Origin of the sequence: Bacillus sp. 0102A (assembly GCF_036765155.1) — a bacterium.
GTDB classification, from domain to species: domain Bacteria; phylum Bacillota; class Bacilli; order Bacillales; family Bacillaceae; genus Bacillus; species Bacillus subtilis_G.
The window spans coordinates 164,960-191,295 of sequence record NZ_JBAIZW010000007.1 but is presented as its reverse complement, the minus strand read 5'-3'; the positions used below and the strand labels follow the sequence as shown (position 1 = coordinate 191,295).

Sequence of the window (26,336 nt, the reverse complement as noted above, 5' to 3'; positions counted from 1 at the left end):
CATGCCGAAACAAATTGATACGATTCTCATCAACATCGGTCAGCTTTTGACGATGGAAAGCAGCGGCCCCCGCGCGGGCAAAAGCATGCAGGCTCTTCATGTGATCGAAGACGCTGTGGTCGGCATCCATGAACAGAAGATTGTGTTCGCCTCAAAAAAAGGAGCTGAAGCCGATTACGAAGCAGACGAAATCATTGACTGTTCGGGACGGCTTGTAACGCCGGGTCTCGTCGATCCGCATACACATCTTGTATTTGGCGGATCTCGGGAAAAGGAGCTGAATCTAAAGCTTCAGGGCATCTCATATTTAGATATACTGGCGCAGGGGGGCGGAATTCTGTCTACTGTCAAAGACACCAGAGCGGCTTCAGAAGAAGAGCTGCTGCAAAAAGGCCATTTTCATCTGCAAAGAATGCTGTCATACGGCACAACAACGGCTGAAGTAAAAAGCGGCTACGGCTTGGAAAAAGAAACAGAGCTGAAGCAATTGCGTGCCGCAAAACAACTTCATGAGAACCAGCCTGTTGACCTTGTCTCCACGTTTATGGGAGCCCATGCGATTCCTCCCGAATATCAACACAAGCCAGATGAATTTCTGGATCAAATGCTTTGCCTTTTGCCGGAAATAAAAGAGCAAGAGCTCGCAAGCTTTGCGGATATTTTTACAGAAACAGGCGTTTTTACCGTCAGTCAATCCCGCCGTTACTTAAAAAAAGCGGCTGAAGCGGGATTCGGGTTGAAAATACACGCAGATGAAATCGACCCGCTTGGAGGAGCTGAATTAGCGGGGGAGCTAAAGGCTGTCTCAGCCGACCATTTGGTAGGCGCCTCAGACGAAGGCATAAAAAAATTGGCTGAGGCAGGAACGATCGCCGTCCTCTTGCCGGGCACGACATTTTATCTTGGCAAAAGCACATTCGCCAGAGCAAGAGACATGATTGATGAGGGTGTATGTGTCAGCTTGGCAACGGACTTTAATCCTGGCAGCTCGCCGACTGAAAATATCCAGCTGATCATGTCGATTGCCGCGCTTCATCTAAAAATGACTGCGGAAGAAATATGGCATGCGGTCACAGTCAATGCCGCATACGCCATAGGAAAAGGAGAAGAAGCCGGTCAGCTCAAAGCCGGCCGCTCAGCTGATCTTGTCATTTGGGAAGCCTCGAATTACATGTATATTCCGTATCACTATGGAGTCAATCATGTACATCAAGTCATGAAAAACGGAACAGTTGTTGTTAACAGGGAGAGAGCCATTTATGGATAAATACCCTTTTCTCAGAGAGGCTGGTTCTTCGTTTCAAGACCGGGATGTAACAAAAATGAGCGACCTGATCGCAAAATGGGACGGCCAAGGCATTAAAGGGCCGGCATTGATAGGTGTCCCCCTATCAAAATCCTCCATCAGTCATTCAGGCGCTTCCTTTGCTCCCGGAACAATCCGCCAGGCTCTTAAAAACGCATCTGCCTATTCTGCTGAGCTTGGAGAACATGTCGTATCTGACCTTCTTTACGATCTGGGGGATATTGATATTCATGTCACTGATATCGTAAAGTCACATCATCAAATCTTTCTTACCATGCATGCGCTACTTTCGGAACACCCAGATTGGGTGCCGTTCATACTCGGTGGAGATAACTCCATCAGCTACTCCACTATAAAAGCAATGGCACAAACGAAAGGAACGATCGCAGTTATTCAATTTGATGCCCATCATGATGTTCGAAACACGGAGGACGGAGGGCCGACCAACGGCACTCCCTTCCGCCGCCTTTTGGATGAAGAAATCATTGAAGGCCAGCATTTGATTCAGCTGGGTATCAGAGAATTCAGCAACAGCTTAGCGTATGAAACATATGCGAAAAAACATAACGTGAACATTCACACGATGGGCATGGTACGTGAAAAAGGACTAGTCCCGACGATAAAAGAGATTCTGCCTGCCATTCAAACGAGAACAGACTCCATTTTTATATCAGTTGATATGGATGTCTTAGACCAGTCCCATGCACCCGGCTGTCCAGCGATTGGCCCAGGCGGCCTTTATACAGACGAATTACTCGAAGCCGTCAAATACATCGCACAGCAGCCTAATATCGCCGGGATTGAAATCGTTGAAGTCGACCCTACCCTCGATTTTCGAGATATGACTAGCAGAGCCGCGGCTCACGTTCTGTTACACGCATTAAAAGGAATGAAGTGCTCCCCATTCTAATGATCTTCTGTCTGGTTGTATTTTGGGTACGAGAAACTCATCTGCCTAATGAATGGCAGCTAAAAGGAGGACGAGACGGTGAGTCTTCAGGGAAACAGCGGCCAACAGCTAAAACGCACGATGAAAAGCAGGCACTTATTTATGATCTCATTGGGGGGCGTCATAGGCACAGGACTTTTCCTCAGCACAGGCTATACGCTAAATCAAGCTGGACCCGGCGGTACGATTTTCGCATATGTAATCGGCGGGTTGATGATGTACCTCGTCATGCAATGTCTCGGTGAATTGTCGGTCGCCATGCCGGTGACCGGTTCTTTTCAAAAATACGCCACAACATTCATCGGGCCATCTACCGGTTTTATGGTCGGCATCATGTACTGGGTGAATTGGGTGGTGACGGTAGGTTCAGAGTTTACCGCATCCGGCATTCTCATGCAGCGCTGGTTTCCTGACAGCAGCGTATGGATGTGGAGTGCAATTTTCGCAGCTCTCCTTTTCGTATGCAACGCATTTTCAGTCAAGTTATTTGCGGAAACCGAATTTTGGTTTTCCAGCGTAAAGATTGTCACCATCATTTTATTTATCATTTTAGGGGGAGCCGCCATGTTCGGCCTGATCTCTCTAAACGGGACGGCTGATGCTCCTGTGTTTTCAAATTTCACAGATCATGGAGGGTTGTTTCCGAACGGCTTTCTCGCCGTATTTATCGCTATGATATCTGTGAGTTTTGCCTTTTCTGGAACAGAATTAATCGGAGTCACAGCAGGAGAATCAGCAAATCCTCAAAAAGATATTCCGCGCTCCATTCGTAATGTCGCATGGAGAACAGTTATTTTTTTCATTGGTGCCGTCTTCGTATTATCCGGACTGATTTCATGGAAAGAAGCAGGAGTGATTGAAAGCCCCTTTTTAGCAGTGTTTGCAGAAATCGGAATCCCTTACGCCGCAGATATTATGAATTTCGTGATATTAACAGCCTTGCTGTCCGTTGCCAATTCAGGCCTATATGCCTCAACCCGTATGCTGTGGTCGTTAGCAAATGAAAACATGATCAGCTCTCGTTTTAAAAAAGTCACATCTAAAGGCATTCCACTAAATGCCTTAATCATCAGTATGGCCGTATCTTGTTTATCTCTCGTTTCCAGTATCGTGGCGCCCGGAACTGTATATGTGGTGATGGTAGCGATTGCTGGGTTCGCAGGAGTTGTGGTCTGGATGAGCATTGCCCTGTCTCAGCTCTTGTTTAGAAAGAGATTTCTTAAAAAAGGGGGGAATGTAAAAGATCTGACATTTCGCGCACCGCTTTATCCTTTTATACCTATAGCCGCTCTTTTATTATGTTCAGCTTCTTGTATCGGTCTCGCTTTTGATCCCAATCAAAGAATCGCACTATTCTGCGGAGTTCCTTGTATCATCCTTTGCTATCTCATCTTCTATTTCAAAAGTAAGGTTGAGAAAGCAAAAAAAATCACCCAAGAGGATTATCAGATCGATCATATCCTTTAATTAAAACAGCACACCCCACTCAGGATGGGATGTGCTTTATTTTTATTCCGTAATTAACGTATGAATCAGCTTCGGCGCCTTCGCCTCTGCTGCGATGCGGATGTTGTCATAGACTTTCGCCATGACTTCATCGACGTTCTCGCGGTTGGCGTAAAGCGTGACGAGTGGTTCGCCTTTTTCTACCTTGTCGCCGACCTTTTTGCGGAGCATGATGCCGACGGCTAAATCGATTTCGTCTTCTTTTGTGGCGCGGCCGGCACCTAACAGCATCGCTGCGACACCGATTTCGTCCGCGACGATTTCAGAAACGAAACCGGCTTCTTTGGCAGGCACATCAATTTGATAAGCAGCCTGCGGAAGCTTAGACGGCTCGTCAACAATCGAGCTGTCGCCGCCTTGGTTTTTCAGGAAGTCCTTGAACTTCTCAAGCGCTTTGCCGTTTTTCATGACTTCTTCCAGCTTCGCCCTCGCTTCGTCCAATGTATCGGCTTTTTTCGCAAGCACAACCATTTGGCTTCCCAGCGTTAAGACAAGCTCATGAAGATCCTCAGGGCCCTCGCCTTTGAGTGTGTCGATCGCTTCTTTGACTTCAAGCGCATTTCCAATCGCAAAGCCGAGCGGCTGGGACATGTCGGAAATGACTGCCATTGTTTGGCGGCCGACGTTATTTCCGATGCGCACCATCGCTTTGGCGAGTTCAGCCGCGTCTTCTTCCGTTTTCATGAAGGCGCCCGCTCCCGTTTTCACGTCAAGCACGATGGCATCCGCACCGGCAGCGATTTTCTTGCTCATAATCGAGCTTGCGATCAGCGGAATGGAATTGACCGTCCCCGTTACATCACGTAGCGCGTACAGTTTTTTATCAGCCGGCGTTAAATTGCCGCTTTGGCCGATGACGGCGACCTTGTCGCGGTTCACGAGCTTAATAAATTCATCCTTTGTCAGCTCCACGTGAAAGCCGGCAATCGCTTCTAATTTATCAATCGTTCCGCCTGTATGGCCGAGGCCGCGTCCGGACATTTTGGCTACCGGCACATCAAGAGCCGCAACAAGCGGGGCGAGAACGAGTGTTGTCGTGTCGCCGACGCCGCCGGTGGAGTGTTTATCCACTTTAATTCCTTCAATGGCAGAAAGATCAATCGTTTCACCGGAGTTCACCATAGCCATCGTCAAATCCGCACGCTCGCGGTCACTCATATCCTGGAAAAAAATCGCCATGGCAAGCGAGCTTGCCTGATAATCAGGAATGCTTCCATCCGTATAGCCGTTCACGAAAAATTGAATTTCTTCTGTGGTGAGTTCTTTTCCGTTCTGTTTTTTGATGATAATATCTACCATTCTCATTATGGTCACCGATCCTTTTCGTTTATGTTCAGTAAATCAAGCCCACAATTGCCGCTGATAAAAAGCTGACAAGCGTAGCGCCGTATAATAATTTCAGGCCGAAACGAGCAACAACATTTCCTTGTTTTTCATTCAGTCCTTTTACGGCACCGGCTATGATTCCGATTGAGGAGAAGTTCGCAAATGACACAAGGAATACCGATACGATCGCTGTTGTACGGCCGCTGAATTCAAAGCCGTTTTGCGTTAATGTCGTCATAGCGACAAATTCATTCGATACCATTTTTGTTGCCATAATGCTTCCCGCATTAACAGCTTCATTCCATGGGATACCCACAAGAAAAGCGAATGGAGCAAACACATATCCAAGAAGGTCTTGGAAGGAAATACCGAGCACTGCATTAAAAATACCGTTAATCAAGGCAATAATCGCGACAAATCCGATCAGCATCGCAGCGACGACAACCGCTACTTTGAAGCCATCGAGGATGTATTCTCCAAGCACTTCGAAGAAGGATTGTTTTTCTTCTTCTTCAACACGAAGCATATCCTCTTCTTCATCAACATCGTAAGGATTTATAATAGTAGCAATAATGAAACCGCCAAATAAGTTCAAGACCAGCGCCGTTACAACATATTCCGGTTCCAGCATCGTCATATACGCGCCGACGATTGACATGGATACAGTTGACATCGCAGAAGCGCAAAGCGTGTACAAGCGCTGCTGATTTAAAAGACCGAGTTCTTTCTTCAAGGAGATAAACACTTCAGACTGCCCTAAAATAGCAGAAGCGACTGCGTTATACGATTCCAGTCTTCCCATACCGTTTATCTTGCTGAGAGCAAGTCCGATATACTTAATAATAAAGGGAAGTATCTTCCATTTTTGCAAAATCCCAATCAGAGCGGAAATAAACACGATCGGCAAGAGAACATTCATAAAGAATGTCGTTTGGTCCGCATTCACCAGACCGCCAAACACAAAGTTGATTCCTTCTGCCGCGTATTCAAGCAGGTAATTGAATCCTTTTGCAAATCCTCCTACAAGGAAATTCCCTACCCCGGTATTGAGGAGAATGTAGCCGAGTATAAATTGCAAAATGAGCATAACAACAATTGGGCGGATCTTAATTCTTTTTTTCCCGCTGCTTGCGATCCACGCAAGGCCTAAAAACACGATTAAACCGATAATCCCAATCAAATACTTCATATGTGTTCTCCTTTATCTGTATTCGCTTACAATTATTATTTCCCCGTGAATAATAGAAGAGTAACGGAAAGCAATGGGCCTTCCGTCTGCTTCTTAATAGTTGTCTCCGCCAGATGCGTTTTCTCCTTTTACAATGGAAACGCCTGCGCTTGCGCCGATACGGCTCGCTCCCGCCTCGATCATTGTGTCTACATCTTCTTTCGTTCTGACGCCGCCGGATGCTTTCACGCCGATATCAGGGCCTACAGTTTTGCGCATTAAGGCGATATCTTCCTTCGTTGCGCCGCCTGTAGAGAATCCCGTTGATGTTTTCACGAAATCCGCTCCCGCAGAAACCGCTAAACGGCACGCGCGTTCTTTTTCTTCATCAGTCAGAAGGCATGTTTCGATAATGACTTTGACAAGCGCTTTTCCGGCTGCAGCTTCCACCACACCGCGGATATCCGCTTCAACTATATCGTCTTCTTTGTCTTTCAACGCCGCAATGTTAATAACCATGTCCACTTCAGTGGCGCCTTTTGAAATCGCGTCTTTTGTTTCGAACGCTTTTGTTTCAGTTGTGTTGGCACCGAGCGGGAAGCCGATGACCGTACAGACGTCAACTCCAGTTCCCTCAAGCTCTTTTGCAGCAAGCTCCACCCATGTCGGATTGACACATACTGAAGCAAATTTGTATGTTTTTGCTTCTTGAATTAATGTTAGAATCTCCGCTTTTTGTGTATGCGGTTTCAAAGCTGTATGATCAATTATGTTAGCTAATGACATCCTTCGCACACTTCCTTTTTTGTTAAGATATTTTTTAGCATAACCGACTTTTGAACATATGTAAATTGGTAATTGAAATTTTGTTCAACGAACGGTTTGCACGTGTCACAAATCATTAACAAGCGCCCTTGCAGTATGCTGGTCAATGATCAAAACGTTGGCATATTTTCCGGTTAATGCACCGTGTATGGAGGACACTTTTCTGCTCCCGCCGGCCACTAAAATCGAGCGTTCCTTCAGCCTAAGGTCTTCAAGCTCAACGCCGATGGTCCGGCCATTGATGGCTCTGCTGCAAATATTTCCTTTCGCATCAAAAAAGCGTGAACAGATATCCCCGACGGCCTGTTTTTTCAGCAGGGCTTTCTCTTCTTCGCTAAAGTATCCGAGCCGGAACAACAGCGCTTCGTCACGGACAGTTCCCACCGTGAAGAGAGCGATATTCGCCTGCTTGCCCATCTCGATGATCCGCTCGATATGACGGTCTTTCTCCACCATTTGCTTTACATCCGCATGGTCAAATACGACGGGAAGCGGGAGATAGCGCGGCATCGTTTGAAAAGCCTCTGCAAACAGCTGAATCGTTTCAGCAGAATACGTGTTCACCCGAGAATGGCTGATGCCGCCTTTCAACTGGACGACCTCGACGCCTTTAACCTGCTTCGGCTGCATGTTCTGCGCGATTTGATACATGGTGGTTCCCCAGCTGACCCCGACAATGTCGCCGTCTTTCACCGTTTCATGCATATATTCTGCACCATAGCGGCTTAGGTCATGTGTAATTCCTGCATAATCGGGGGTCGGAGAAAACACAACATGCGCCTCGAGAAGCCCGTATTTTTCTTCAAGCATGGAACCGAGCGCATCCAAATCCTCAAAAGGGTCCATGACGCGAATCTGGACAAACCCTTTTGCTTTTGCATATTGCAGCAGCCGGGAAACGGTCGGCCTTGAAATGCTGAGCTGCTCAGCAATTTGCTGCTGACTGTAGTCAGACTGATAGTATAGCCTTGCCGCTTCTATGCTTAATTGCTGTTTTTCCCGATCCATTCCGCACCTCCCTGTGGATCAGTTCATGATGAAACTGCTTTCGATTTGCTTTTATTATACAGGCTGACACCAGCTTTCATCCACCTGATTTCTAAGAAACTGAAAAACGCCCTGGAACGCGAATCTGCCCAGAGCTCACTTCTTCCATGTCATATGCTGATAAATGCCTTTCATAATGGCGTACATTCCGTATAAGATCAGCCCGAACGCCAAAATAGATAGAAGCATTTTGCCATGCGGCTGCTGCGCGAGTTCGGCGAGCGCGCCGTCAAAGCCTCTTGTGTCGTCAGGATCCGCGGTCATGGCTGTCTTAATGAGGAAATAACCGATAGCTGAGAAAATAATGGCCCGGGCGATATGGCCTGCGCGTCCGGTGTTTTTCGCAATACATATCATGTGTTTGTCCATTTTTGACGTGTCGAACTCTTTCATAAAAGCAGCCCGTACACCCTTCACAAATTGTACAATCGCAAATAGAATAAAACCTCCACCCGTAAACCCTGTAAGCCATTGACCGAACGGCTGTGCCAATACATAAGCGGACCACGTCTTTTCCGACGTGCTGCCGTCCCCTTGGTCAAACACAAATCGCAAGGCTTTCCAAGCAATGGATGCGTAAACGGCGGCGCTGAAAAAGTTTCCCGTTCTCCGTGACAGGCCGCGCTTGCTTGTTCCGTAGCCCTCTGTGTCCTTGAGCGCGCTCAGCACCATCCATATCACATAGCCGATGAGACCGACGCCAATGAGCAAAAGCAAGATTGATCCATACGGCATGCGTGATAGCGTTTGAAACGCTCCGCTCGAATCTTTCGGGCCGCCCGCCCCGGCTGCCGTCATACATGCTAAAATCCCGAGCAGGATAAAAACGCCGCCGAATGCAAAATAACCAAGCCTCCCAAATCGCTTGACCCAAGGCTTGGTTTCCTGTTTGATTTTTGACATGCACTGGTCTCTCACGGCCATGTGTCCAACCCTCTTTCACAGAATCCTTACTGTTACATTCCCGATTGGATAAAGTTGAAACAGCTTCTGCCTCAGTTATAGCCGGCTGAGGTGTTTCTGCTGATCAGCTGATTGTGCAGGCGTCATCCAGGCAGCCGCTGCCGCAGCTGTGATTCCCCCAGCTAATTTTCCAATGATCATGGCCGCCGCCATTTCTTTTTGCATTCCCGCCACAAAACCGAGATGGCTGCCAAGCACAAAGGCTGCGCTAACGGCAAATGCGACATTGATGACCTTCCCTCTCGGCGTCATATTTTTTAATGAGGCCAGCATCGGAATATGATGAGCCAAAGAGGTCACCAAGCCTGCTGTTGCTTTCTCATCTAAATGAAAACATCTCCCCACTGCCTGAAGCGGCTTTTTAAAGACTTTTGTGATAAAGGCCGTCATCGGAAAAGCCCCTGCCAAGGCAATGGCGATGGTGCCAGTCGTTTGTATTCCTGTTTCAACGCTTTCCATTCCCGGAATCAGCATAATGCCGGTCATCGTTTCAACGGAAACAGCTGCGAGCCCGATAATCGCAACCATACTGACAGCCTTTCCGAAGAGATAAAATAATCGAATGATGTTGTCGGTATACCGCCATAATCCAAGAGCGATCACAGCAGCAAAAAGACTCGGAATCAGAAGGTTTTTTCCTATCATAATGGTGTCAAAACCTGCGCATAACCCGCCGGTTAAGCACCCGATCGGTACTGTACACAGCCCGATTAATATGCCTTTCGCAAAATACGGGTGATCCTCTTTTTCGATGATGCCAAGAGCGACGGGAATCGTGAAAACGATTGCCGGCCCCATCATCGTTCCTAAAAACACCCATGAAAACAGTCCGGCATCTGGATCTTTGGCCATTTCTCCAGCGAGCGCATATCCACCCATATCAATGGCCAAGATGGTGTTCGCAAAGGATGAGGGATCGGCGCCAATCGCTGTGTAAACCGGAGAGACAATGGGAATCAGGATTGCTGCCAGCACGGGTGCCAGCGACACAATTCCGATCATCGACAGCGCCAGCGGACCCATAGCCTTGAAGCCGTCGGCAAACCGCTCGCCAAGCCCCCATCTGTTTCCCAAACAATAATCCGCTGCTCCCAATAGTAAAAAGGCAGCCAAAATGAATACAACCGCGTCATTCACCAACAGGGTTTTCTCCTTTTTTAAACGTATGATTGGTTTAATCATATCATCTGAAATCACCTAATAGAGCCCAATCTTAATCAATATGCGCTAAAAATTCATTGATCTCGGCTTTCTCAACGGCTGTTATGATATGCCGCGCTTATGCAGAACCGCTAATGTCCATTTTGTTTTGCCAATCATTCAGAAGCTGTGACATTGTACAAAAAAATCAGCTGACCCCGGATTCATAACGGCATCAGCTGATTGAATCTTAATTAAGCTCTAGAATATTTTCTTCTGCTTTAGCAGAAAACACTTTAGGCTCCAGACAGTCAAGGTCTTCATGAAATAAACTTACTTTTTGGATTTGCCGATTATCGTAGTGGTGAAAGTAGTAGTTTCCCGTGTCGCTGCACATCACAGAAGTATATTGCGTATAATCAATTTCGTCATCTTCCGTTATCACAGCACCCTTGGGTATCGCCATGTTTGACAAAAGCTGAAAAGCTGCGGATACACCTCTCGTTTCATCTGCCGCCGGCTCTAGATGTTCTTTCAGAAAAACAGCTCTGACAAACCGTGAAGGCGGTGTATAATCTCCCGGCAGACCTACAGTGCCCGAGCCTTCGCCAAAAGCGGACAGCATCAAGCCAGCCATCTCCTTGCTCTCGAATTGTTTCGGCCTTATTCCTATATATTGCCGAAGATTGGTCACATGCCATAAAAAGTCGGGGCTGTTCGTCATGACACCTGGTTGATTGTCATAGATTTTGATGCCTTCTGTTCTCGGTTCTATCGTCAGGCTGCGTCCCGTCCGGTCTGACAATATCCAGTGTAAAGGTAAAACTGTATCCAATAGCTCTAATTTCTTCTCTACAATCGTTAAAGATTGGATCTTTTCTTTTACGTCTTCCAAAGACTTACAGACTGACAGCACCCATGTTACAAACTCATGCGGGGCAATATGAACGCCGTCTCCCCGTATCGTTTTTTCGTACTCCGCATATCCCATAAAATAAAGCGCCGCACAAGATAAACCGCTTTCATTTACACCGTCGGCAAATAATATATTTCCAAGTTTTCTCCCCATACCGATAAACGCGTACTGCGTTTGATGCACCTTTCCGTCAGCTTCACTCGTCCAGCTGTAACGGCGCGGATAGAGAATGACCTCCGTCCCCAGCTGAAATGCAAAATCCATTGTTCTCGCTAATAAATGATTCCGGTCAGCAGTTTCCAATGTAAGACTTGTGCACATCTGATTCAGTCCCCTTTCAATTCAGGCTAAAATCATACATTTTGTGAACAACTTGTTTTATCAGCATAACGAAAGTCAAATAGATTCGTCAAAAGATTAGCATGACATCAAAACAATGAACAAGAAGATTCGTTCCTCAAAAAAAATGTACGATGCTGATGTTTATGGCGATTGATTCCTTTTTATTTCTACAGTCCTCTTCAGCAGCAGAGCCAATCAGAAATTATAAAGGTTCATGATCAATCGCTGACGTTCTAAATATCGACGGGGCAGCAGGAAAAGAAATGTTAGCGTCCATTCCGCAATTACAGACCGGACAGGACAATAAAGCCGCCATAACAAAAAATCCAGCCTCCTAAAAGGCTGGACTTCATTATTTCGCCAAAACAAGCTCGTGAATCGCATGTGCAACCCCATGTTCATTATTGGAGCGTGTTTGAAAGTTTGCGGCCTCCAATACTTCTGGAATGGCGTTTGCCATGGCAACGCCGCATCCCGCCCATTCAATCATTGTCAGGTCGTTCCCGTTGTCACCTATGCTCATGACTTCCGCCTGTTCAATTTCAAGCAGCTGCGCCAGCTGGCGTACGGCATTTCCTTTGCTGGCTTCCGGATGCAGAATTTCATAAAAGAAAGGCGCGCTTCTGACCATCGTATATTTTTCTCTCACGTCTTCTGGAATCGATGTAATGACGCGGCTTAAGTTCTCCGGTTTATCAATAAACATCACTTTCGGGATGAGGATGTCTTTTGGCATTTCGTCAACTTTGCGGTAATGAAGCGGCACTTGTGTCACATAGGATTCGTATACGGTAAATTCACTGATATCCCGGTTAGGCGTATACAGATTAGATGAGTCAAAGTAATGCATCGGCGTCTTCAGCTCTAAGCTCAGGTCATATAATGAAGTTAAATCATCATATCCGAGAGACAGCTCCGTGACCACTTCATTTGTATGCGTATTTTGAACAAGCGCTCCGTTGTACGCGATGACATAGTCGCCTTCTTCAATTAAATTCAGTTCATCTAAATATCTCCGCACTCCCCCGATAGGCCGGCCGGTGCAAAGCACAATTTTGACGCCTTCCGCTTTTGCAGCGTGAAGCGCGTTGCGGACCTCCTCTGTTACTTCATGGTGATCATTTAAAAGTGTTCCGTCCATATCAATTGCAATTAGTTTGTACATCCTGCATCTCCTTCATGTCGTTTTCAGTCTATAGTCCCATCATATCGTTTTTTCTTTTTGATATTCAACTGGAAGAGATGATTTTCTCCTGATTCTATTTTGACGCCGGCCTTGTCTTCGCATACGCGTGCGCGGTTTCCGCGTTCTTTCTGTCTCCATGCCGCCATTTTCTGCTTTTTCCTGTTTCATCAGCAGGAAGCCGGCAGCTATATAAGGAATGCCGGTTATATTCAAGATGGCTAGCTTCACACCTGCCGCCGTCAAAAAGACTGCCCATGATGATGCAGGGTTCCGTCTGATCATAACGTAAGCGGCCATTTCCATAACAATCAGGATGGCGTGAAGCACTACACAATAAATAAGCAATACAAGCGCAAAAAACAAAATATAATTCACGAATGCCCCCGAGTAGATCATAGCGCGCATCATTTGGATAAATGATAAGGACTGCATAGATCCGCTGATGACATTAGGATTATAAATCGTATAGTCACTAAATAAATGTTTAATCTTGAGAAAAGCCCATAATATCAATATCCACTGAATAATATGTAAAATAAGTCCTGTTAGCACAAGGCTTTCAGCTTTTTTATTTCTCATATGTCTCCTCCTTGCCGGTCTTTGATTCGATTCTTGTCATCGTTTTTGTCTGGCCATTTTGCTCCCATATTTCAACGTCCCGTTTTCACCTCTTTTCAGCGTGCTTTTGAGCGGATAATAGGAGCCGAGATACTGAATCTCAATGGACCCGTCAGTGCTCTGGGACATGATCTTGTATGCCTTAAAACAGCTGCACCTCTCCCTTTAATCACTTCCGTCTCTACTACCTCGTCTTTGGTAAATGTAACTGCTGCTGATCTCACGGCGTCCATGGGTCCCGGGGTCATCCCCTCATCCCACGTTCCATCATAAAACGGCGTTGCTGTTGGCAGCCCGCTATCATGAACATACAGCCGTTAAGAGTAACATGGCACAGTTTTTTTCATGGCGATCTCCGTCCTTTCTCTCCTTTTTGGGCGAATGCCGTGACACTGTGCCAATGACTACATAAGTTATAAAGAATTCACCCATATTTTACATTTTTTAAGGAGATTGATCACATGGACCCTTATCAATATTACAGTCCGCAGCCGCCTTACTATAGCCAATATGAATACAATCCTTATCCGCAGCAGGATTATTATGAGCCCCGCCAGATGGACAGACAGCCGCCAGCATTAGAAAGAAGAATTGCAGCACTTGAACGGCAAAATGAACAACAAACAAGAGAGTTAACACGCCTGACAAATGAAGACCGCCGCCAAAATCGGGAAATTGCACGGATGGCCGAACAGGTTAATCAGTTAAGCCAAGCTGTTGAACGCCATACCCGCCGCTTAAATCGGCTCAATCAGCGCCTCCGCACAGTAGAAAACAGGCTGAATATCCCATTTACCGCAGGTGAAGGCGGTTTTTGAAGCGGGCAAAGAAAAAAGCGGAATACGATTCCCCATTTCAGGGTTCCGTGTTTCGCACTCCTTATGGTATGAAAAGCGGAGCATTTACATAAAAAGGGTTTGTGCAAGTATACAATCTTTACCGGTTGCATTCAAAGAAAGAGAAGTTGAGGAAAATAATTGTAGTTTTTCGTTTGCGGAATTTCTTTTCATTCAGGTTGCATGATAATACCGACTCACGTCAATCGATCACATGGAGGGATAACTCATGCATAATACACAACACGGCTTGCAGCAGCTGAACCAAGCCCGCCAGACTGCTCAGCAGCTCATTCAGCAAACACAGCAAAGCAGCCAGCAATATCGCCAAATGCTTCATCAGGAGCAGCAGAACATCCAAATGCTGCAGCAGATACTAAACCACGAACAACAAGCTGCACATACCATTCAGCAAGCACTGCACGGACATGACATGGCGATTCAAAAATGCCAGCAGGTTGTCAACATGTGCAACCAAATGCAGCAGGAACTCACTGGGCAATCCAGCGGCATGAATTCGAATGTTTCAGCACTTCCATTCGGACAAAACACGCCATTCCAGCAGCATTCCTACCAGCAGTAATATATAAAAGCAAGCGGCATAGCTCCCCCTATGCCGCTTGCTTCTCTATTGTTTTAATTGTGATTGGACGTTTTTGGGCAAATCTTTATATTGCACTTCTTCCCAGGTCTCTACATATTTGCCTTTTGTGTTGACTTTTAAATAGGCATTCTTCCGCAAATCACCGCTTACCAGGAACGTTACTTCGCTCTTTTCACCGGACTTATTGCAGCCGTCTAGTGTATATTTAGTGCCGCCTGGTTTAAGGTGCTGGCCATCTCGATTCATCTGGACATACAGATCCTGTCTGGGAACTAGCGGATTGATTCTATCTGTTATCTCGTTATGAATGAAGAGAATGCCGCAAATGGCCGCGATGGCCCCTGCACCCACTATAATTGATAAAAATTTTTTCATACTCACCATCCCTTATTTCATCGTTAAGAAGCTTTTTATTTTTTTCAAGTAGCTAAACCGCACCATCAGGAAGAACAGCAGCTGAAAAGCTAAAAATCCTCCGATTGTCAGCAACACTGGTTTGGTTACGTTGACAAAGTCGCCAGCTCTAATGGCAAAAACCGTATGAAGAACAGCCATCGCAAAGGGAAAGAAGAACAAGATCGCTAATTGAATGGTTACGCTCTGTGACATTTCTTCTTCACTAAATCCAATCTTCGCTAATGAACGGTAGCGCTTCTGATCTTCCTCTAAATCCGTAAACAAACGGAAATACAAAAAGCTTCCGGCCGCGGTAAAGAAGACAATGGCAATGAAAAGCCCAATAAATAAGCTTAAGCTTGGCAGTTGCACTGTCATATAGTGCGTACTGGCCTTCGCATCAAATTGAAAGTGAACGTCAGAATAATCACCATACAATTTATTTGTAAGTGATTGGCTGTTGCCTAAACTGTCTTTCCAATTCTTAAATTTGTAACCAATGAGCTTCGTGCTTTCTCCAAGCTTATGAAGCTTTTTGTAGGTTGTTTCATTTACGACAAGAACGCTGTTTACAGAAATCAGCGGTTTTTTTGTTTCTTTCACTTCGAGCTTCTGATTTGCCAGCTCATTTTTCTTGTTCAGCAGATCTAATTGTTTCGGAAATTCAGTTTTATCCTTGACTTCATAGGTGCTTGGGAAATAGATGCTTTCCCCGTTTTTCAGATCATTCATGCTCATGCTGAAGTGCTTTTGAAATGTTTCCTGATCCATTAAGATAACAGGCGGCACTTCATCTCCCCGCTTATAGCGCACATATGAAACTGACATATCGTAACGTGTAAATGCGAAATGATTCTGTTTCAGCTCATGTTCAATATCATGCAGGTGTTGTTTTTCTTTCAGATTGCCTTCAAATGATAAGTACTCCATTTCATAGGCTGAATCCATTGCCCCGACAGTTGATTTGTAAACGGCCAGCACTCCTGTAGCAGTAAAAGCCACTGCTGAAATAATACTGACGATAAAAAACAGGCGGGCATTATCTTTTAGGCGATAGACTAAATCAGAAATCCAAATGACATTTTTCCCGCGCAAGTAAAAGCCCTTCCACTTCTTCACGGCCCTCAATATCCAAATGCTGCTCTGGCTGAAGAAAAAATACGTTCCAACTATGGTTAAGATCAAAATCAGAAAAGGCATATAGGAGTGAACATTCTCTTTTAAGACCATTCCGTAGCTCATCACAAGGCATGCCACGCCGAAAATCGACAGAAGGATAGACGGCTTCGGCTCAGGTTTCATGTTTTCCGCGCCTTTGATCAGCAAAATAACGGTTTTGGATTTAATAAAAAAGAGCGTAAACTGCGATAATAGGAAAAATAAGAGCATAAATCCGCAAATCGTAATCCCCAACGCCTTCCAAGGCATATACAGGGGTAAAGCGTCCATTTCTAAAATATAAGCTCCGATTGTAAAAAATGTTTTTGAAAAAATCAGTCCGCCGATGATCCCGGCAACAATTGAAAAGGCGCCGATCATCATGTTTTCAGCTGTCACCAGCACCCGCAGCTGGGCGGGAGTAATCCCCTGAATCAGCAGAATGCCAAACTCTTTGTTTCTGGATTTCAAAAAAGCATTAACGGAATATAGAACAAATAAAATTGAAAAAATAAAAATCATCCACTCCGCTGCTGTTAATCCTTGCCTCGCAATGTTATTCAAGTATCCTTCCTTAAGAGCAGGATGAAAAATAAACATAGCGAAAGTAAAGAAAATCAATACAGAAAAAGCACTGCTCAAAAAAAACGCCAAATACGACCGTTTGTTTCGTGTAACATTTTTATAAGCGAACTGAAGAAAGGTCATTTGCGTTTCCCCCCAGCATAGAAAGTACATCCAGGATTTGATCATAAAACACCTGGCGGTTATCCCCGCGGTAAATTTCGTTAAACAGTGTTCCGTCTTTAATAAAAATCACACGCTGGCAATAGCTTGCCGCCACAGGATCATGGGTGACCATCAATGCTGTAATCTGATCGTTCTGGTTCAGGCTTTGCATGGTTTCCATAACATCCTTGGAAGCTTTAGAGTCGAGGTTTCCCGTCGGTTCATCAGCCAGAATCAGTGAAGGTTTATGAATCATTGCTCTCGCAATGGCCGCCCGCTGGCGCTGTCCGCCTGAGACCTCAAACGGACGCTTTTGTAAAAGATTCTCTATTCCAAGCTTTTCTGCGATGGCATACAGCTTTTTTTCCATGACAGAAGGAGATTCTTTTTCGAGTGTTAACGGCAGCATGATATTTTCGCCAATCGTCAGTGTATCAAGCAGATTAAAGTCCTGAAACACGAAACCAAGCTGTTTGCGCCTGAATTGTGCCAGCCTTGTTTTTTTCAGATTGTGAGGGTTGTCTCCTTTGATCAAGACATCTCCGGAATCAGGACGATCTATGGTAGAGATGATATTCAAAAGCGTTGTTTTACCGGAACCCGACGGGCCCATTACAGCCGTGAATTCCCCTTCTTCTACTGAAAAAGAGATTTGTTTTAACGCCCGGTGAGACACTTGTCCTTTGTAAGTTTTATTTAAATGTTTGACCTCGAGCATATTCGCCATGAGAATCCTCCTTATCGTTATTCTTCATCAGAAACCGGCTTATCATGTGTGCGAAGAACCTCATAAAAAATCCCCCCTGATAAGCTGATAAACAAATCTTATCAAGAGGGATGGCAGTGTGCTATGCGGTTTTCTTAATGCCTCCTTACACTTTTGTAAGAAATAAAAATTGTACCGCTGTACCTTTTCCCGAAGAAGAGCTGATCTCTACTTCATGATTCAGTTTTTTCGTAATTTCTTTCACCAGATGAAGGCCTATCCCGGTTGATTCTTGGAAACGCCGGCCGTTTTCACCTGTGTAATAGGGATCAAACACACGCTTTATATCCTGTGAGGGAATCCCCACACCATAATCTCTTATTTCTAACACCGTTTTAACCTCATGCTGAAATATCGTCAGCTCAATCCGGTCACTCATTCCCGCGGAATACTTCACCGCGTTTGTCACAACCTGCCCAATCGCAAATTTCAGCCATTTTGGGTCTGTATAAATCGTATCGTCAGTGAGAATATTTGTTTTCGGATATACACGATGCTCAATAAAATACCGTTTATAGCTTTGAATAACGGTTTGGAGAATCTCGGATAAAGAGACTGCTTCTATTTTGAAATCTCTCTCAAACAGGTCGAGCCTCGAGGAATATAGCAATGTTTCCAATCCATATTCAATCTGCCGGACTTCTTTTTTGATTTGCCCAAAAATGGGTTCGTCCTCTTCCTGAATGATTAAATTAATAACAGAAAGCGGTGTCTTCACTTGGTGCACCCACTGGTTCATATAGGTTACCCTATCTTCCAGTTTGGCTTCTTTTTCTTGAAGCTTTTGATTGTGGAGGCGGTTCAGTTCCATCTGTTTTTCATAAAGCTCAGAACAAAACAAAGAAGAACCTAAACCAGGCACTTCCGCATCCTCCTGATGAGAGCTGATCCACTGATAAACACCGCGGTCTTGATACCAGCGATAGATCAAATACACCGCTAACAACAGCAGCTGCACGCCGAGTATATAGAATAAATGGGCAAGGGAACGCTGACCTGCAAACCAATAGTACGTAAAAACAAAAATGCCTTGAATCAAAAAAAGCAATATTAAGAGTACATGAGCCCGTAAAAACAGTTTCATGACAGCGGCCTCAACTGATATCCTTCACCGCGGACAGATTCGATCGAAAAAGGCACCTCTAAGTCACGAAGCTTTTTGCGCAAACGGGTGATATATACATTCAGCGTATTGTCATCAACAAACAGATCAGTATCCCACGTTTTTTCCATTAACCGGTCTCTTCCCGTTACCTTTTCTCCGCGTTCCAGCAACACCTCAAGAAGCTTGCTTTCTTTCTTTGAGAGCTCGCACTTTTGTTCTTGATAACGCAGTTCAAATCGCTCTACATACAGCTGCACACTCTCGAATTCCACGATTCTTTCTCCCTGCTTTACCGCATACTCTCCATACGCCCTGCGAATTTGGCTTTTGATTTTCGCGAGCACAATATCATAAGAAAAGGGCTTTTCAATATAATCATCGCCGCCGTTTTCAATCGCCATCACCTGATCCATTTCGCCGCTTCTGGCAGAAATAAAGATGATCGGGCTGGTCGAATGCTGGCGGATTTGCCGGCACCAATAATATCCGTCATATGCCGGTAAGTTGATATCAAGCAGCACCACATCGGGCTTTTCCCGCAAGAACTTATCCAATACAGCTGTGAAATCATTGATAACCACGGTATTATATCCGTACTTCTCTAAATAATTTTGTAATAATGACCGAATGTCTTCGCTATCTTCCACAATCATGATTTTATTCATGCAATCCATCCTCCAAAAGGATAAGGCCGTTTCAGAGCCATCATTTTTTGATGCCCCCATCATAATGCTTTCATCGGTTCTGCGCAACAAGAGAAAGCGGGCCTTCATAAAAGACCCGCTTCTTACCGTTCTTTGCGAATATGTATATCTTGAATCGATTGTTTCGGTGCATGAAATCTGCTTTCGGCTTCACTTCTTGCCTCAGCAAAGGTCCGTGCCTCCACATTGTCTTTGTAGACATCCAGCTGAATCAGATACAGCGGACGCACTTTAAAACCATGAATAATCGTCACAGCCCATAACGGGAGCACAATAAAAATTCCTGGTAAATCGGGCAGCACAAAACCAAACGCAAATACGAAAAAATAAATAATTCCATACATGATCCACTTTTTATTTCTAACCTTGATGCCAATCAATAAAAAGGCAAAAAAACTGGTGATAGCAAAAGGCATGAAAATAAACAGCATCCACCAGCTATGCCGCCATTCCCAAGCGGCACCTCTTTTTGTAATTTCCATATTTTTATCCTCCTATTTACCTATAATAATAGATTAAGCATACCGCGTCACCTGTTAACGAGAAATTTTTTCCCTTAAAAATAGTGATAGACGGAGCACAGGTTTCCTGCTATATTATTAATTGATAATGATAATCATTACTGATTAATTAAATACATATTGGGGGATTCTTGATGAAAAAGAACACATTGCTCGTGGGCATGCTGGTGCTGCTTCTTATATTTATCAGCGCATGCAGCAGCACGGCTTCGAAAGGAAGCTCAGGTGATTCAGCTTCCGATAAAACAGAAATGAGAACATACAAATCCACAAAAGGAGACGTCAAAATCCCTGCACATCCGAAACGCATCGTCACTGATTTTTATGCTGGAGAATTGCTGTCTGTCGGGGCGAATGTGGTTGGCTCGGGTTCATGGTCATTTGATAATCCGTTTTTAAAATCAAAGCTGAAAGATGTGGAGGATGTCGGGGATCCGATCAGCGTCGAAAAAGTGATGGAGCTTCAGCCTGACTTAATTGTTGTCATGAATGAAGAAAATGTAGATCAATTAAAAAAAATCGCGCCAACTGTTGTCGTTCCTTATAACACAGCGAAAAACATAGAAGACACAGTCAGCATGTTCGGGGATATCGCCGGAACGAAAGACGAAGCAACATCCTTTATGGCTGACTTTAACAAAAAAGCGGAAGCAGCCAAAAAGAAAATGGCCGGCATCCTCGACAAAGATGCGACTTTCGGTATTTATGAAAACACGGACAAGGGCGAATTCTGGGTGTTCAATGACAATGGCGGACGCGGTGGCCAAGCTGTATACAACGCGCTTGGGTTAAAAGCGCCTGAAAAAATTGAACAAGATGTCATCAAAAAAGGAGAGATGAAACAGCTCTCTCAAGAGGTCATTCCTGAGTATGCCGCAGATTATATGTTCATTACGGACTACAATCCGAAAGGCGAAAGCAAAACACTCGACAAGCTGAAGGAATCCGCTATCTGGAAAAACCTAGACGCTGTCAAACATAACCGCGTGTTTATCAATGACTTTGACACATTCTACCCGTACGATCCGATTTCCGTCAGCAAACAGGTTGATTTGATTGCTGATATGCTGGTGAAGCGTGAGAAAGAAAACCAAAAATAAATGGCATGACAAAAGCACTCACGATGACGTGAGTGCTTTTTCTTCAGCTGACTTGCTGTCTAGCGGCTTTTCCCGCTGAGCCGAATTCTTTCATTTTGCTTTTCACTGTTTCCTTTACCGCGTCAATTCCCGGCGTCATATAGGCGCGGGGTTCGTATAAGTCTCGATTTTCTTCAAACATGACGCGCGTTTTTTCTGCCCATGCCACCATACATTCTGTATTGATGTTGATCTTCGCGTGGCCAAGCTGGATGGTTCTTACGATTTGATCAGCCGGAATTCCCGATGCACCGTGAAGAACTAGGGGAATGTTCGTAGTCTTAGCGATTTCCTCCATCTCTTTGAATCCGAGCTTAGGCTCACCTTGATACTTTCCATGAACTGATCCGAGCGCAGCGGCCAGGGCATCAATATTGGTTTCTTCCGCGAGACGCTGGCACTCATGAAGATCAGCGTATTTTACACCGCCCACAAGACCGTCCTCCATGCCGCCTACCGTACCGACTTCAGCCTCTACTGACACACCGTGAAGCTTGGCATAGTCTGCTACCTCTTTCGTCATGGCGATATTCTGATCAATCGGTGAATGTGATCCGTCAATCATGACCGAGCTAAACCCTGCGTCAATGGCTTGTTTACAGCGCTCCACGCTGCTGCCGTGATCAAGGTGAAGGACAACGGGAACGGTGATTGACAATTCTTCCATTAATGCATTGACCATCGCGGCTACGGTTTTGAATCCGCCCAAGTAGTCGATCAGCCGATCTGATGCCGCCGCGATGACAGGAGACTGTTCTTCCTCCGCAGCCCGTAAAATCGCTTTTGTCCACTGCAAGCCATTAATATTAAACTGGCCGATTGCGTAATGCTCCCGTTTTGCATCTTCAAGAAGCTCTTTCATCGATACAAAAGCCATGTTCACCCCTCCTTTATCCATTACATGTTGAAGTATTTTGATACAACATCAACCGTTGTTTTTTTCGCTGTTTGAATGGCTTCCTCGGCACTCAGCTTATAGTATTCAGGCCGGAAAAGCTCAACCGATACAACATCAGAGAAACCGATTTCTTTGAGGGCTGATAAATGGGCATTTAAGTCAATCGCTCCTTGGCCAGGCCACACACGATCCTCATCCGTTAAAAAGCCGATTGGGAAATCTTCGGTATCGTCGATGTGGTAGATGAAAATTTTCTTTCCGTCCGCCTGCTTTAAGCTTTCAATATTTGAACCCATTGCATGGAAGTGGAAACTGTCAAGGACAAGCCCGACATTGTCCCGGTCGACTGTGTTTACGATGTCGTACGCTTGTTCAAACGTATTGACCGTACATTGCGGGTGGCCGACAAATTCAAGTGCGATTTTTACGCCGTACGGCTCCGCGATATCTGAAAGCTCAGTCAGCACCTCTACACTGCTCTTTTTGATCTCTTCTTTTACAATCTTCTGCTCAGTCACAAGCGGGACGGCCACGACATATTTTACGCCGAGGGTTTTGCACGTTTCCATCATGCCTTTAAATTCAGCGATGATCTCATTGTGGCCCTTTTCATCACGGTTGTTAAAAAAAACGAGTGCGTTTAAGGCAAGCGGTTTAATGTGATGGGTTTGAAAATACTCCGCAAGATCGTCCAATGAATGGTCTTTTAAGTACTCCGGCAGCTTATCCATTGTGCGGATTTCAATATAATCATAGCCGTGCTTTTCGCATAGTTCTAGTTCCTGTTTAAGATTTGAGTTTTCCAATGTTGTTGCTTCATTAAAGCAAAGTTTCATGTCAGACTCCCCCATCTGCGTTTTAGATATGAAGGGAGTTCGGCAGGATGGCTATTCGCCATATCCCGCCGAACTCCATGCTCAGCTTATGCCAGACCTAATTCTTCTTTCATTTTCCGAAGCATAAATCGGCTTGATTCATCCGCTCTTTCGTCGACCCAAGCAAAAACGGCATTCGTCGCAATTCCGTCGAACTTCATCTCTCTCAGCTTTCTGAAAATCGTTTCAAAATCAACCTCGCCTTGGCCAATGTCCAAATGCTGGTGAACCGTTACTTTCGCATCTGGCGGATTGACGATATAGCGAAGCCCGTGGGCCGCTTTATGATTAAAGGTATCCGCAAATAAAACGTGTGTGAGGCGGTCGCCGGCTTCGTCAAACATTGTCTCAATGTCGCCTATGCCGTCATCATAGAAGAACGTATGCGCAGTCGAGTAGACAAGATTGATCCAGTCCTTGTCAAGCGCGCGAATCATATCCATCGCACCTTTGTGCGTTTCGATAAAATCGTATGGATGGGCTTGAAGATTGAGTTTAACGCCTTCTTTTTCAAAGACTGGCAGAAGCTCATCCATGGATTTGATAAATTTTTCTTCACTTGTTAAAGGATCATATTTTGAACCGCTGAATTCACTGTTCATCAAATCCACTTCAAGTTCAACCGCAATTTCAATCGCCCTTTTCCAATTGCGCACCGCAGCCTGACGGCGATCTTCATCAGGACCCGCCCAGTGGTAAAGAGGGAGGAGCGATGAAAGCTTGACACCTGTATCCTTTAAAAGCCGCTTTAATTGTTTAATCTTTGCTGAATCGACCTTCGGATATTTATAGAATGGACAAAAATCCTCGCGCGGCGATAGCTCAATATATTCATAGCCAAGCTCCGCAGTTTTATAAACCATTTCCTCCAACGTTAAATCATCACGATACATCGATGGATCCAATGCTAATTTCATATTTTCACTCCTCTATTTTTTAGTTTTCAACTGTTGTATAAGATTGATAGAATTCAGGTTTTTCCTTCAAATCAACTTTTTCTTTTTGTCCGGATTCCTGGGCTTTTACACATGCGTCAGTCGTAACAGCAGCAATATAGCCGTCCCACGCCGTCGGTCCGCTGACCTCGCCTTTCTTTTGAATCGAATCAATGAAGTCTTGGATTTCTACATCGTACGCGGCCACAAAGCGCCTCTGCCAATCCATCAGAATATCTGTGCTGAATTTGCCTTCTTTTCTCATGCTGATGCTTGATGGTTCAGGAAGCTTGATGATACCGTCTTCTCCGACGATTTCACATTGAATGTCATAGCCGTATTTACAGTTCACATAGATTTCAGCATTGATGACGATGCCGCCTTTTGTTTCAATGACTACAATTTGCGGATCTTTTAAATGCGGAAGCGCGTTTTTCGATTTTTTCGGATAGAAGACTTGAACGGACTCGTAGTCATCATTGACAAGCCAGTGCAGCACATCAATTTCATGAACAAGCGTATCAACAACGGCCATATCCGTTGTGTAGTTTTCGGCAACACTTGGGTTGCGGTGCGCGCAGTGAATCATAAGCGGCTCACCAATGACATGGTTATCAAGCGCTTCCTTCAGCTGTACGTAACCGCTGTCATAACGGCGCATAAAGCCGACTTGAACAAGGCGTTTGCCCACTTTGATTTCCTCTTCGACGATGCGCATGCATCCTTCAGCCGTTGTCGCGAGCGGTTTTTCACAGAACACATATTTCTGGGCTTTAATCGCTTTCAGTACGCTCGATTCATGAGCAGGCCCCCAGCTTGTCACTAAGACAGCGTCTACATTTTCGTCGGCAAGAAGACTGTCATCATTCGGATACACCGCCGCGTTTAATTGGTATTGCTCAACGACCTTTTGCGCAGCTTCTTGATTCACATCCGTTACAGCCACGATTTCTGCACCGGACAGCTTGTTCGTGATGCGGTTAATATGTTCTTTTCCGATTGCTCCAGTTCCAATTACACCAATACGTAAACTCATTGACAGCCACTCCTTCTGTTGGTTACATGATTTTGCTTTCTGTTCGTTGCTTTACTTGGGTCCGAGGAGATCCGTAGAGTTCCTCCTGAATTTGTTCAAGCGACTTGCCAGACGTATTAGGCGCGAAGAGAAGCCCGATGATCATACTGGCCGTCACACATCCGAGAAGAATTGCAGCCATTGTTCCAATGCCGAAATTGGTCATAACCATTGGGACAAACAGACTCCAAATCCCGATTGAAATACGGACAAGGAAAAACATCAGTCCTTGTGCAGAAGCACGATATTGCGTAGGAAAGATTTCACTGGCCCATAACTGATAGTTTGCTTGCTGCCCGGCTCCGTTATTGATGCCGATGACAACAATAAACAGGAGCAGAACCGGCAAGCCTTCAACCGGCAGCAGAAACAGCGTCCATCCGATCACTGCCATAAAGGCAGCGATTCCAAACACGGTTTTTCTATATTTGTCGGCATAGGGCATGAAGATCAAAGCGACCCCCAATCCTGTGAAGATAAACAAACCCATTTGCAAAAGGTTTGCCGTTGTGGCCGATACACCGCCGACCTGCTGATAAATGTATGGCATAAAGAAGCCCATTACACCGGCTGCTAAATTCCAAACCAGGAACACACCCATTAAAAACAGTATATTTTTTAGATACATAGGTTTAAGCAAATCAAAATACGATGTTTTGTTCAATACGGCTGGCTTCCCTGTCTGCGAATCTCCCGCCTGTTTTTTTGGCTGCCAGGCGTCTGACTCCGGAAGCCTGATTCTCAGGATGTACGTAATCAGCGCAATGACAAGCAGATGGGCAAAGACGATTTTATTACCCAGGAGGCCTAAATCACCGACCAGTACGGAGAGAAGCAGCACAACCACAGCGCCCGCGGCCCAAGCGACTTGTGCTACGCCGCAATGCCGGGCCCGATTTTTCTTTGGCGCATTTTCTGCAATAATCGTCCATGATGCGGTAATGTCGGCTCCTACTGATAAACCGATAATCATGTAACCGCTTAACAACATGGGGAAATTAGCCCCGAACAGAACCAAACAAATCCCTAGCGCATAAACCAGCATGCTATTGGTATAAACAGCCTTCCGCCCGATTTTATCAGCCAGAAACCCGCCGAGCAAAGCGCCGACAGCGGCTGAAATTGCATTTGCGCTTAGCGCGCCGAGCAGCCCGATCTGCGTATCAGATAGCTTTAGGTAACTGACCCATAACGATAAACCGGCAGATCCAGCTACAATGGAACCGGCATCAATATAGTTGGCCAATGCCGCCGCGATTGTCCGTTTATTGAAGGCCGAATCGGCTTTGGTATTTTCCATATA

26 protein-coding genes and 1 pseudogene are annotated in these 26,336 nt (G+C 45.3%); 6 read left to right on the top strand and 21 right to left on the bottom strand.

The window, feature by feature from the left end; all coding sequences use genetic code 11:
• Window position 1: 1 nt before the first annotated feature.
• The 3 genes from hutI to V6D41_RS16665 all read left to right on the top strand — a co-directional run bounded on the left by hutI (window position 2) and on the right by V6D41_RS16665 (window position 3,722).
• Window positions 2-1,267, top strand: coding sequence for an imidazolonepropionase (hutI, locus tag V6D41_RS16675; protein WP_333518965.1), 1,266 nt, complete (start codon window positions 2-4; stop codon window positions 1,265-1,267).
• On the top strand, window positions 1,260-2,216 hold the full coding sequence (gene hutG, locus V6D41_RS16670) for a formimidoylglutamase (protein WP_333518964.1): 957 nt from the start codon (window positions 1,260-1,262) through the stop codon (window positions 2,214-2,216). The genes hutI and hutG overlap by 8 nt, the downstream gene beginning before the upstream one ends.
• A 78-nt stretch (window positions 2,217-2,294) precedes the next feature.
• Window positions 2,295-3,722, top strand: a complete 1,428-nt coding sequence (locus V6D41_RS16665; protein WP_333518963.1) for an amino acid permease — start codon at window positions 2,295-2,297, stop codon at window positions 3,720-3,722.
• A gap of 42 nt (window positions 3,723-3,764) precedes the next feature.
• Here the strand turns inward: V6D41_RS16665 and V6D41_RS16660 are convergent, their stop codons facing one another.
• The 10 genes and pseudogenes from V6D41_RS16660 to V6D41_RS16615 form a co-directional block, all read right to left on the bottom strand.
• Entirely contained in the window at window positions 3,765-5,066 is a 1,302-nt protein-coding gene (locus tag V6D41_RS16660) for a pyrimidine-nucleoside phosphorylase (protein WP_333518962.1), read from the bottom strand.
• Window positions 5,067-5,094: 28 nt separating this feature from the next.
• Window positions 5,095-6,276, bottom strand: coding sequence for a nucleoside permease NupC (nupC, locus tag V6D41_RS16655; RefSeq protein WP_333518961.1), 1,182 nt, complete (start codon window positions 6,274-6,276; stop codon window positions 5,095-5,097).
• A gap of 93 nt (window positions 6,277-6,369) precedes the next feature.
• Window positions 6,370-7,041 carry a deoxyribose-phosphate aldolase gene (deoC, locus tag V6D41_RS16650; RefSeq protein ID WP_333518960.1) on the bottom strand — a complete coding sequence of 224 codons (672 nt, stop codon included), beginning with the start codon at window positions 7,039-7,041 and terminating at the stop codon, window positions 6,370-6,372.
• A 105-nt stretch (window positions 7,042-7,146) separates the two neighbouring features.
• Entirely contained in the window at window positions 7,147-8,088 is a 942-nt protein-coding gene (gene deoR / locus V6D41_RS16645) for a DNA-binding transcriptional repressor DeoR (protein WP_333518959.1), read from the bottom strand.
• 135 nt (window positions 8,089-8,223) lie between these two features.
• Entirely contained in the window at window positions 8,224-9,051 is an 828-nt protein-coding gene (locus tag V6D41_RS16640) for a DUF1206 domain-containing protein (protein WP_333518958.1), read from the bottom strand.
• A gap of 75 nt (window positions 9,052-9,126) precedes the next feature.
• Entirely contained in the window at window positions 9,127-10,233 is a 1,107-nt protein-coding gene (gene eutH, locus V6D41_RS16635; RefSeq protein WP_333519055.1) for an ethanolamine utilization protein EutH, read from the bottom strand.
• Window positions 10,234-10,480: 247 nt separating this feature from the next.
• Complete coding sequence (locus V6D41_RS16630) at window positions 10,481-11,467, bottom strand: choloylglycine hydrolase family protein (RefSeq protein WP_333518957.1); 987 nt, start codon at window positions 11,465-11,467, stop codon at window positions 10,481-10,483.
• 373 nt (window positions 11,468-11,840) lie between these two features.
• The gene (gene yidA / locus V6D41_RS16625) at window positions 11,841-12,653 is read right to left on the bottom strand and encodes a sugar-phosphatase (RefSeq protein ID WP_087991932.1); all 813 of its coding nucleotides are present in this window, start codon (window positions 12,651-12,653) and stop codon (window positions 11,841-11,843) included.
• A gap of 39 nt (window positions 12,654-12,692) precedes the next feature.
• Window positions 12,693-13,253, bottom strand: a complete 561-nt coding sequence (locus V6D41_RS16620) for a hypothetical protein (RefSeq protein WP_333518956.1) — start codon at window positions 13,251-13,253, stop codon at window positions 12,693-12,695.
• Window positions 13,243-13,573, bottom strand: a pseudogene (locus V6D41_RS16615) (DUF3255 family protein); the annotation flags it as partial. The gene V6D41_RS16620 and the pseudogene V6D41_RS16615, both read right to left, overlap by 11 nt.
• A 180-nt stretch (window positions 13,574-13,753) precedes the next feature.
• Here V6D41_RS16615 and cotNE point away from each other — a divergent pair.
• Both cotNE and V6D41_RS16605 read left to right on the top strand, forming a co-directional pair.
• On the top strand, window positions 13,754-14,110 hold the full coding sequence (gene cotNE / locus V6D41_RS16610; protein WP_333518955.1) for an inner spore coat protein CotNE: 357 nt from the start codon (window positions 13,754-13,756) through the stop codon (window positions 14,108-14,110).
• Between the two features lie 247 nt (window positions 14,111-14,357).
• Complete coding sequence (locus V6D41_RS16605) at window positions 14,358-14,711, top strand: hypothetical protein (RefSeq protein ID WP_087991936.1); 354 nt, start codon at window positions 14,358-14,360, stop codon at window positions 14,709-14,711.
• 45 nt (window positions 14,712-14,756) lie between these two features.
• Here the strand turns inward: V6D41_RS16605 and V6D41_RS16600 are convergent, their stop codons facing one another.
• From V6D41_RS16600 to V6D41_RS16575, 6 genes are all read right to left on the bottom strand, one after another.
• The gene (locus V6D41_RS16600; RefSeq protein WP_333518954.1) at window positions 14,757-15,107 is read right to left on the bottom strand and encodes a YxeA family protein; all 351 of its coding nucleotides are present in this window, start codon (window positions 15,105-15,107) and stop codon (window positions 14,757-14,759) included.
• A gap of 12 nt (window positions 15,108-15,119) precedes the next feature.
• Window positions 15,120-16,994, bottom strand: coding sequence for an ABC transporter permease (locus tag V6D41_RS16595; RefSeq protein WP_333518953.1), 1,875 nt, complete (start codon window positions 16,992-16,994; stop codon window positions 15,120-15,122).
• Window positions 16,969-17,742 (bottom strand): ABC transporter ATP-binding protein, encoded by a 774-nt coding sequence (locus V6D41_RS16590; protein ID WP_333518952.1) that lies wholly within the window; start codon window positions 17,740-17,742, stop codon window positions 16,969-16,971. The genes V6D41_RS16595 and V6D41_RS16590 overlap by 26 nt, the downstream gene beginning before the upstream one ends.
• 145 nt (window positions 17,743-17,887) lie before the next feature.
• On the bottom strand, window positions 17,888-18,865 hold the full coding sequence (locus V6D41_RS16585; protein ID WP_333518951.1) for a sensor histidine kinase: 978 nt from the start codon (window positions 18,863-18,865) through the stop codon (window positions 17,888-17,890).
• Window positions 18,862-19,551 carry a response regulator transcription factor gene (locus V6D41_RS16580; protein WP_333518950.1) on the bottom strand — a complete coding sequence of 230 codons (690 nt, stop codon included), beginning with the start codon at window positions 19,549-19,551 and terminating at the stop codon, window positions 18,862-18,864. Before V6D41_RS16580 ends, V6D41_RS16585 begins: the two co-directional genes overlap by 4 nt.
• A 122-nt stretch (window positions 19,552-19,673) precedes the next feature.
• Complete coding sequence (locus tag V6D41_RS16575) at window positions 19,674-20,072, bottom strand: hypothetical protein (RefSeq protein WP_148963263.1); 399 nt, start codon at window positions 20,070-20,072, stop codon at window positions 19,674-19,676.
• A gap of 173 nt (window positions 20,073-20,245) precedes the next feature.
• Between V6D41_RS16575 and V6D41_RS16570 the strand changes: the two genes are divergently transcribed.
• Window positions 20,246-21,211 carry an iron-hydroxamate ABC transporter substrate-binding protein gene (locus tag V6D41_RS16570; protein ID WP_333518949.1) on the top strand — a complete coding sequence of 322 codons (966 nt, stop codon included), beginning with the start codon at window positions 20,246-20,248 and terminating at the stop codon, window positions 21,209-21,211.
• Window positions 21,212-21,254: 43 nt separating this feature from the next.
• On the opposite strand, the gene fba is transcribed toward V6D41_RS16570, so the two are convergent.
• The 5 genes from fba to V6D41_RS16545 all read right to left on the bottom strand — a co-directional run bounded on the left by fba (window position 21,255) and on the right by V6D41_RS16545 (window position 26,333).
• Window positions 21,255-22,127 (bottom strand): class II fructose-1,6-bisphosphate aldolase, encoded by an 873-nt coding sequence (gene fba / locus V6D41_RS16565; protein ID WP_333518948.1) that lies wholly within the window; start codon window positions 22,125-22,127, stop codon window positions 21,255-21,257.
• Window positions 22,128-22,147: 20 nt separating this feature from the next.
• Entirely contained in the window at window positions 22,148-22,984 is an 837-nt protein-coding gene (gene iolI, locus V6D41_RS16560; RefSeq protein ID WP_333518947.1) for a 2-keto-myo-inositol isomerase, read from the bottom strand.
• Between the two features lie 86 nt (window positions 22,985-23,070).
• Entirely contained in the window at window positions 23,071-23,940 is an 870-nt protein-coding gene (locus V6D41_RS16555; RefSeq protein ID WP_333518946.1) for a sugar phosphate isomerase/epimerase family protein, read from the bottom strand.
• Window positions 23,941-23,959: 19 nt separating this feature from the next.
• On the bottom strand, window positions 23,960-24,994 hold the full coding sequence (gene iolG, locus V6D41_RS16550) for a bifunctional inositol 2-dehydrogenase/D-chiro-inositol 1-dehydrogenase (protein ID WP_333518945.1): 1,035 nt from the start codon (window positions 24,992-24,994) through the stop codon (window positions 23,960-23,962).
• Between the two features lie 22 nt (window positions 24,995-25,016).
• Window positions 25,017-26,333 (bottom strand): MFS transporter, encoded by a 1,317-nt coding sequence (locus tag V6D41_RS16545; protein ID WP_333518944.1) that lies wholly within the window; start codon window positions 26,331-26,333, stop codon window positions 25,017-25,019.
• Window positions 26,334-26,336 lie beyond the last annotated feature (3 nt).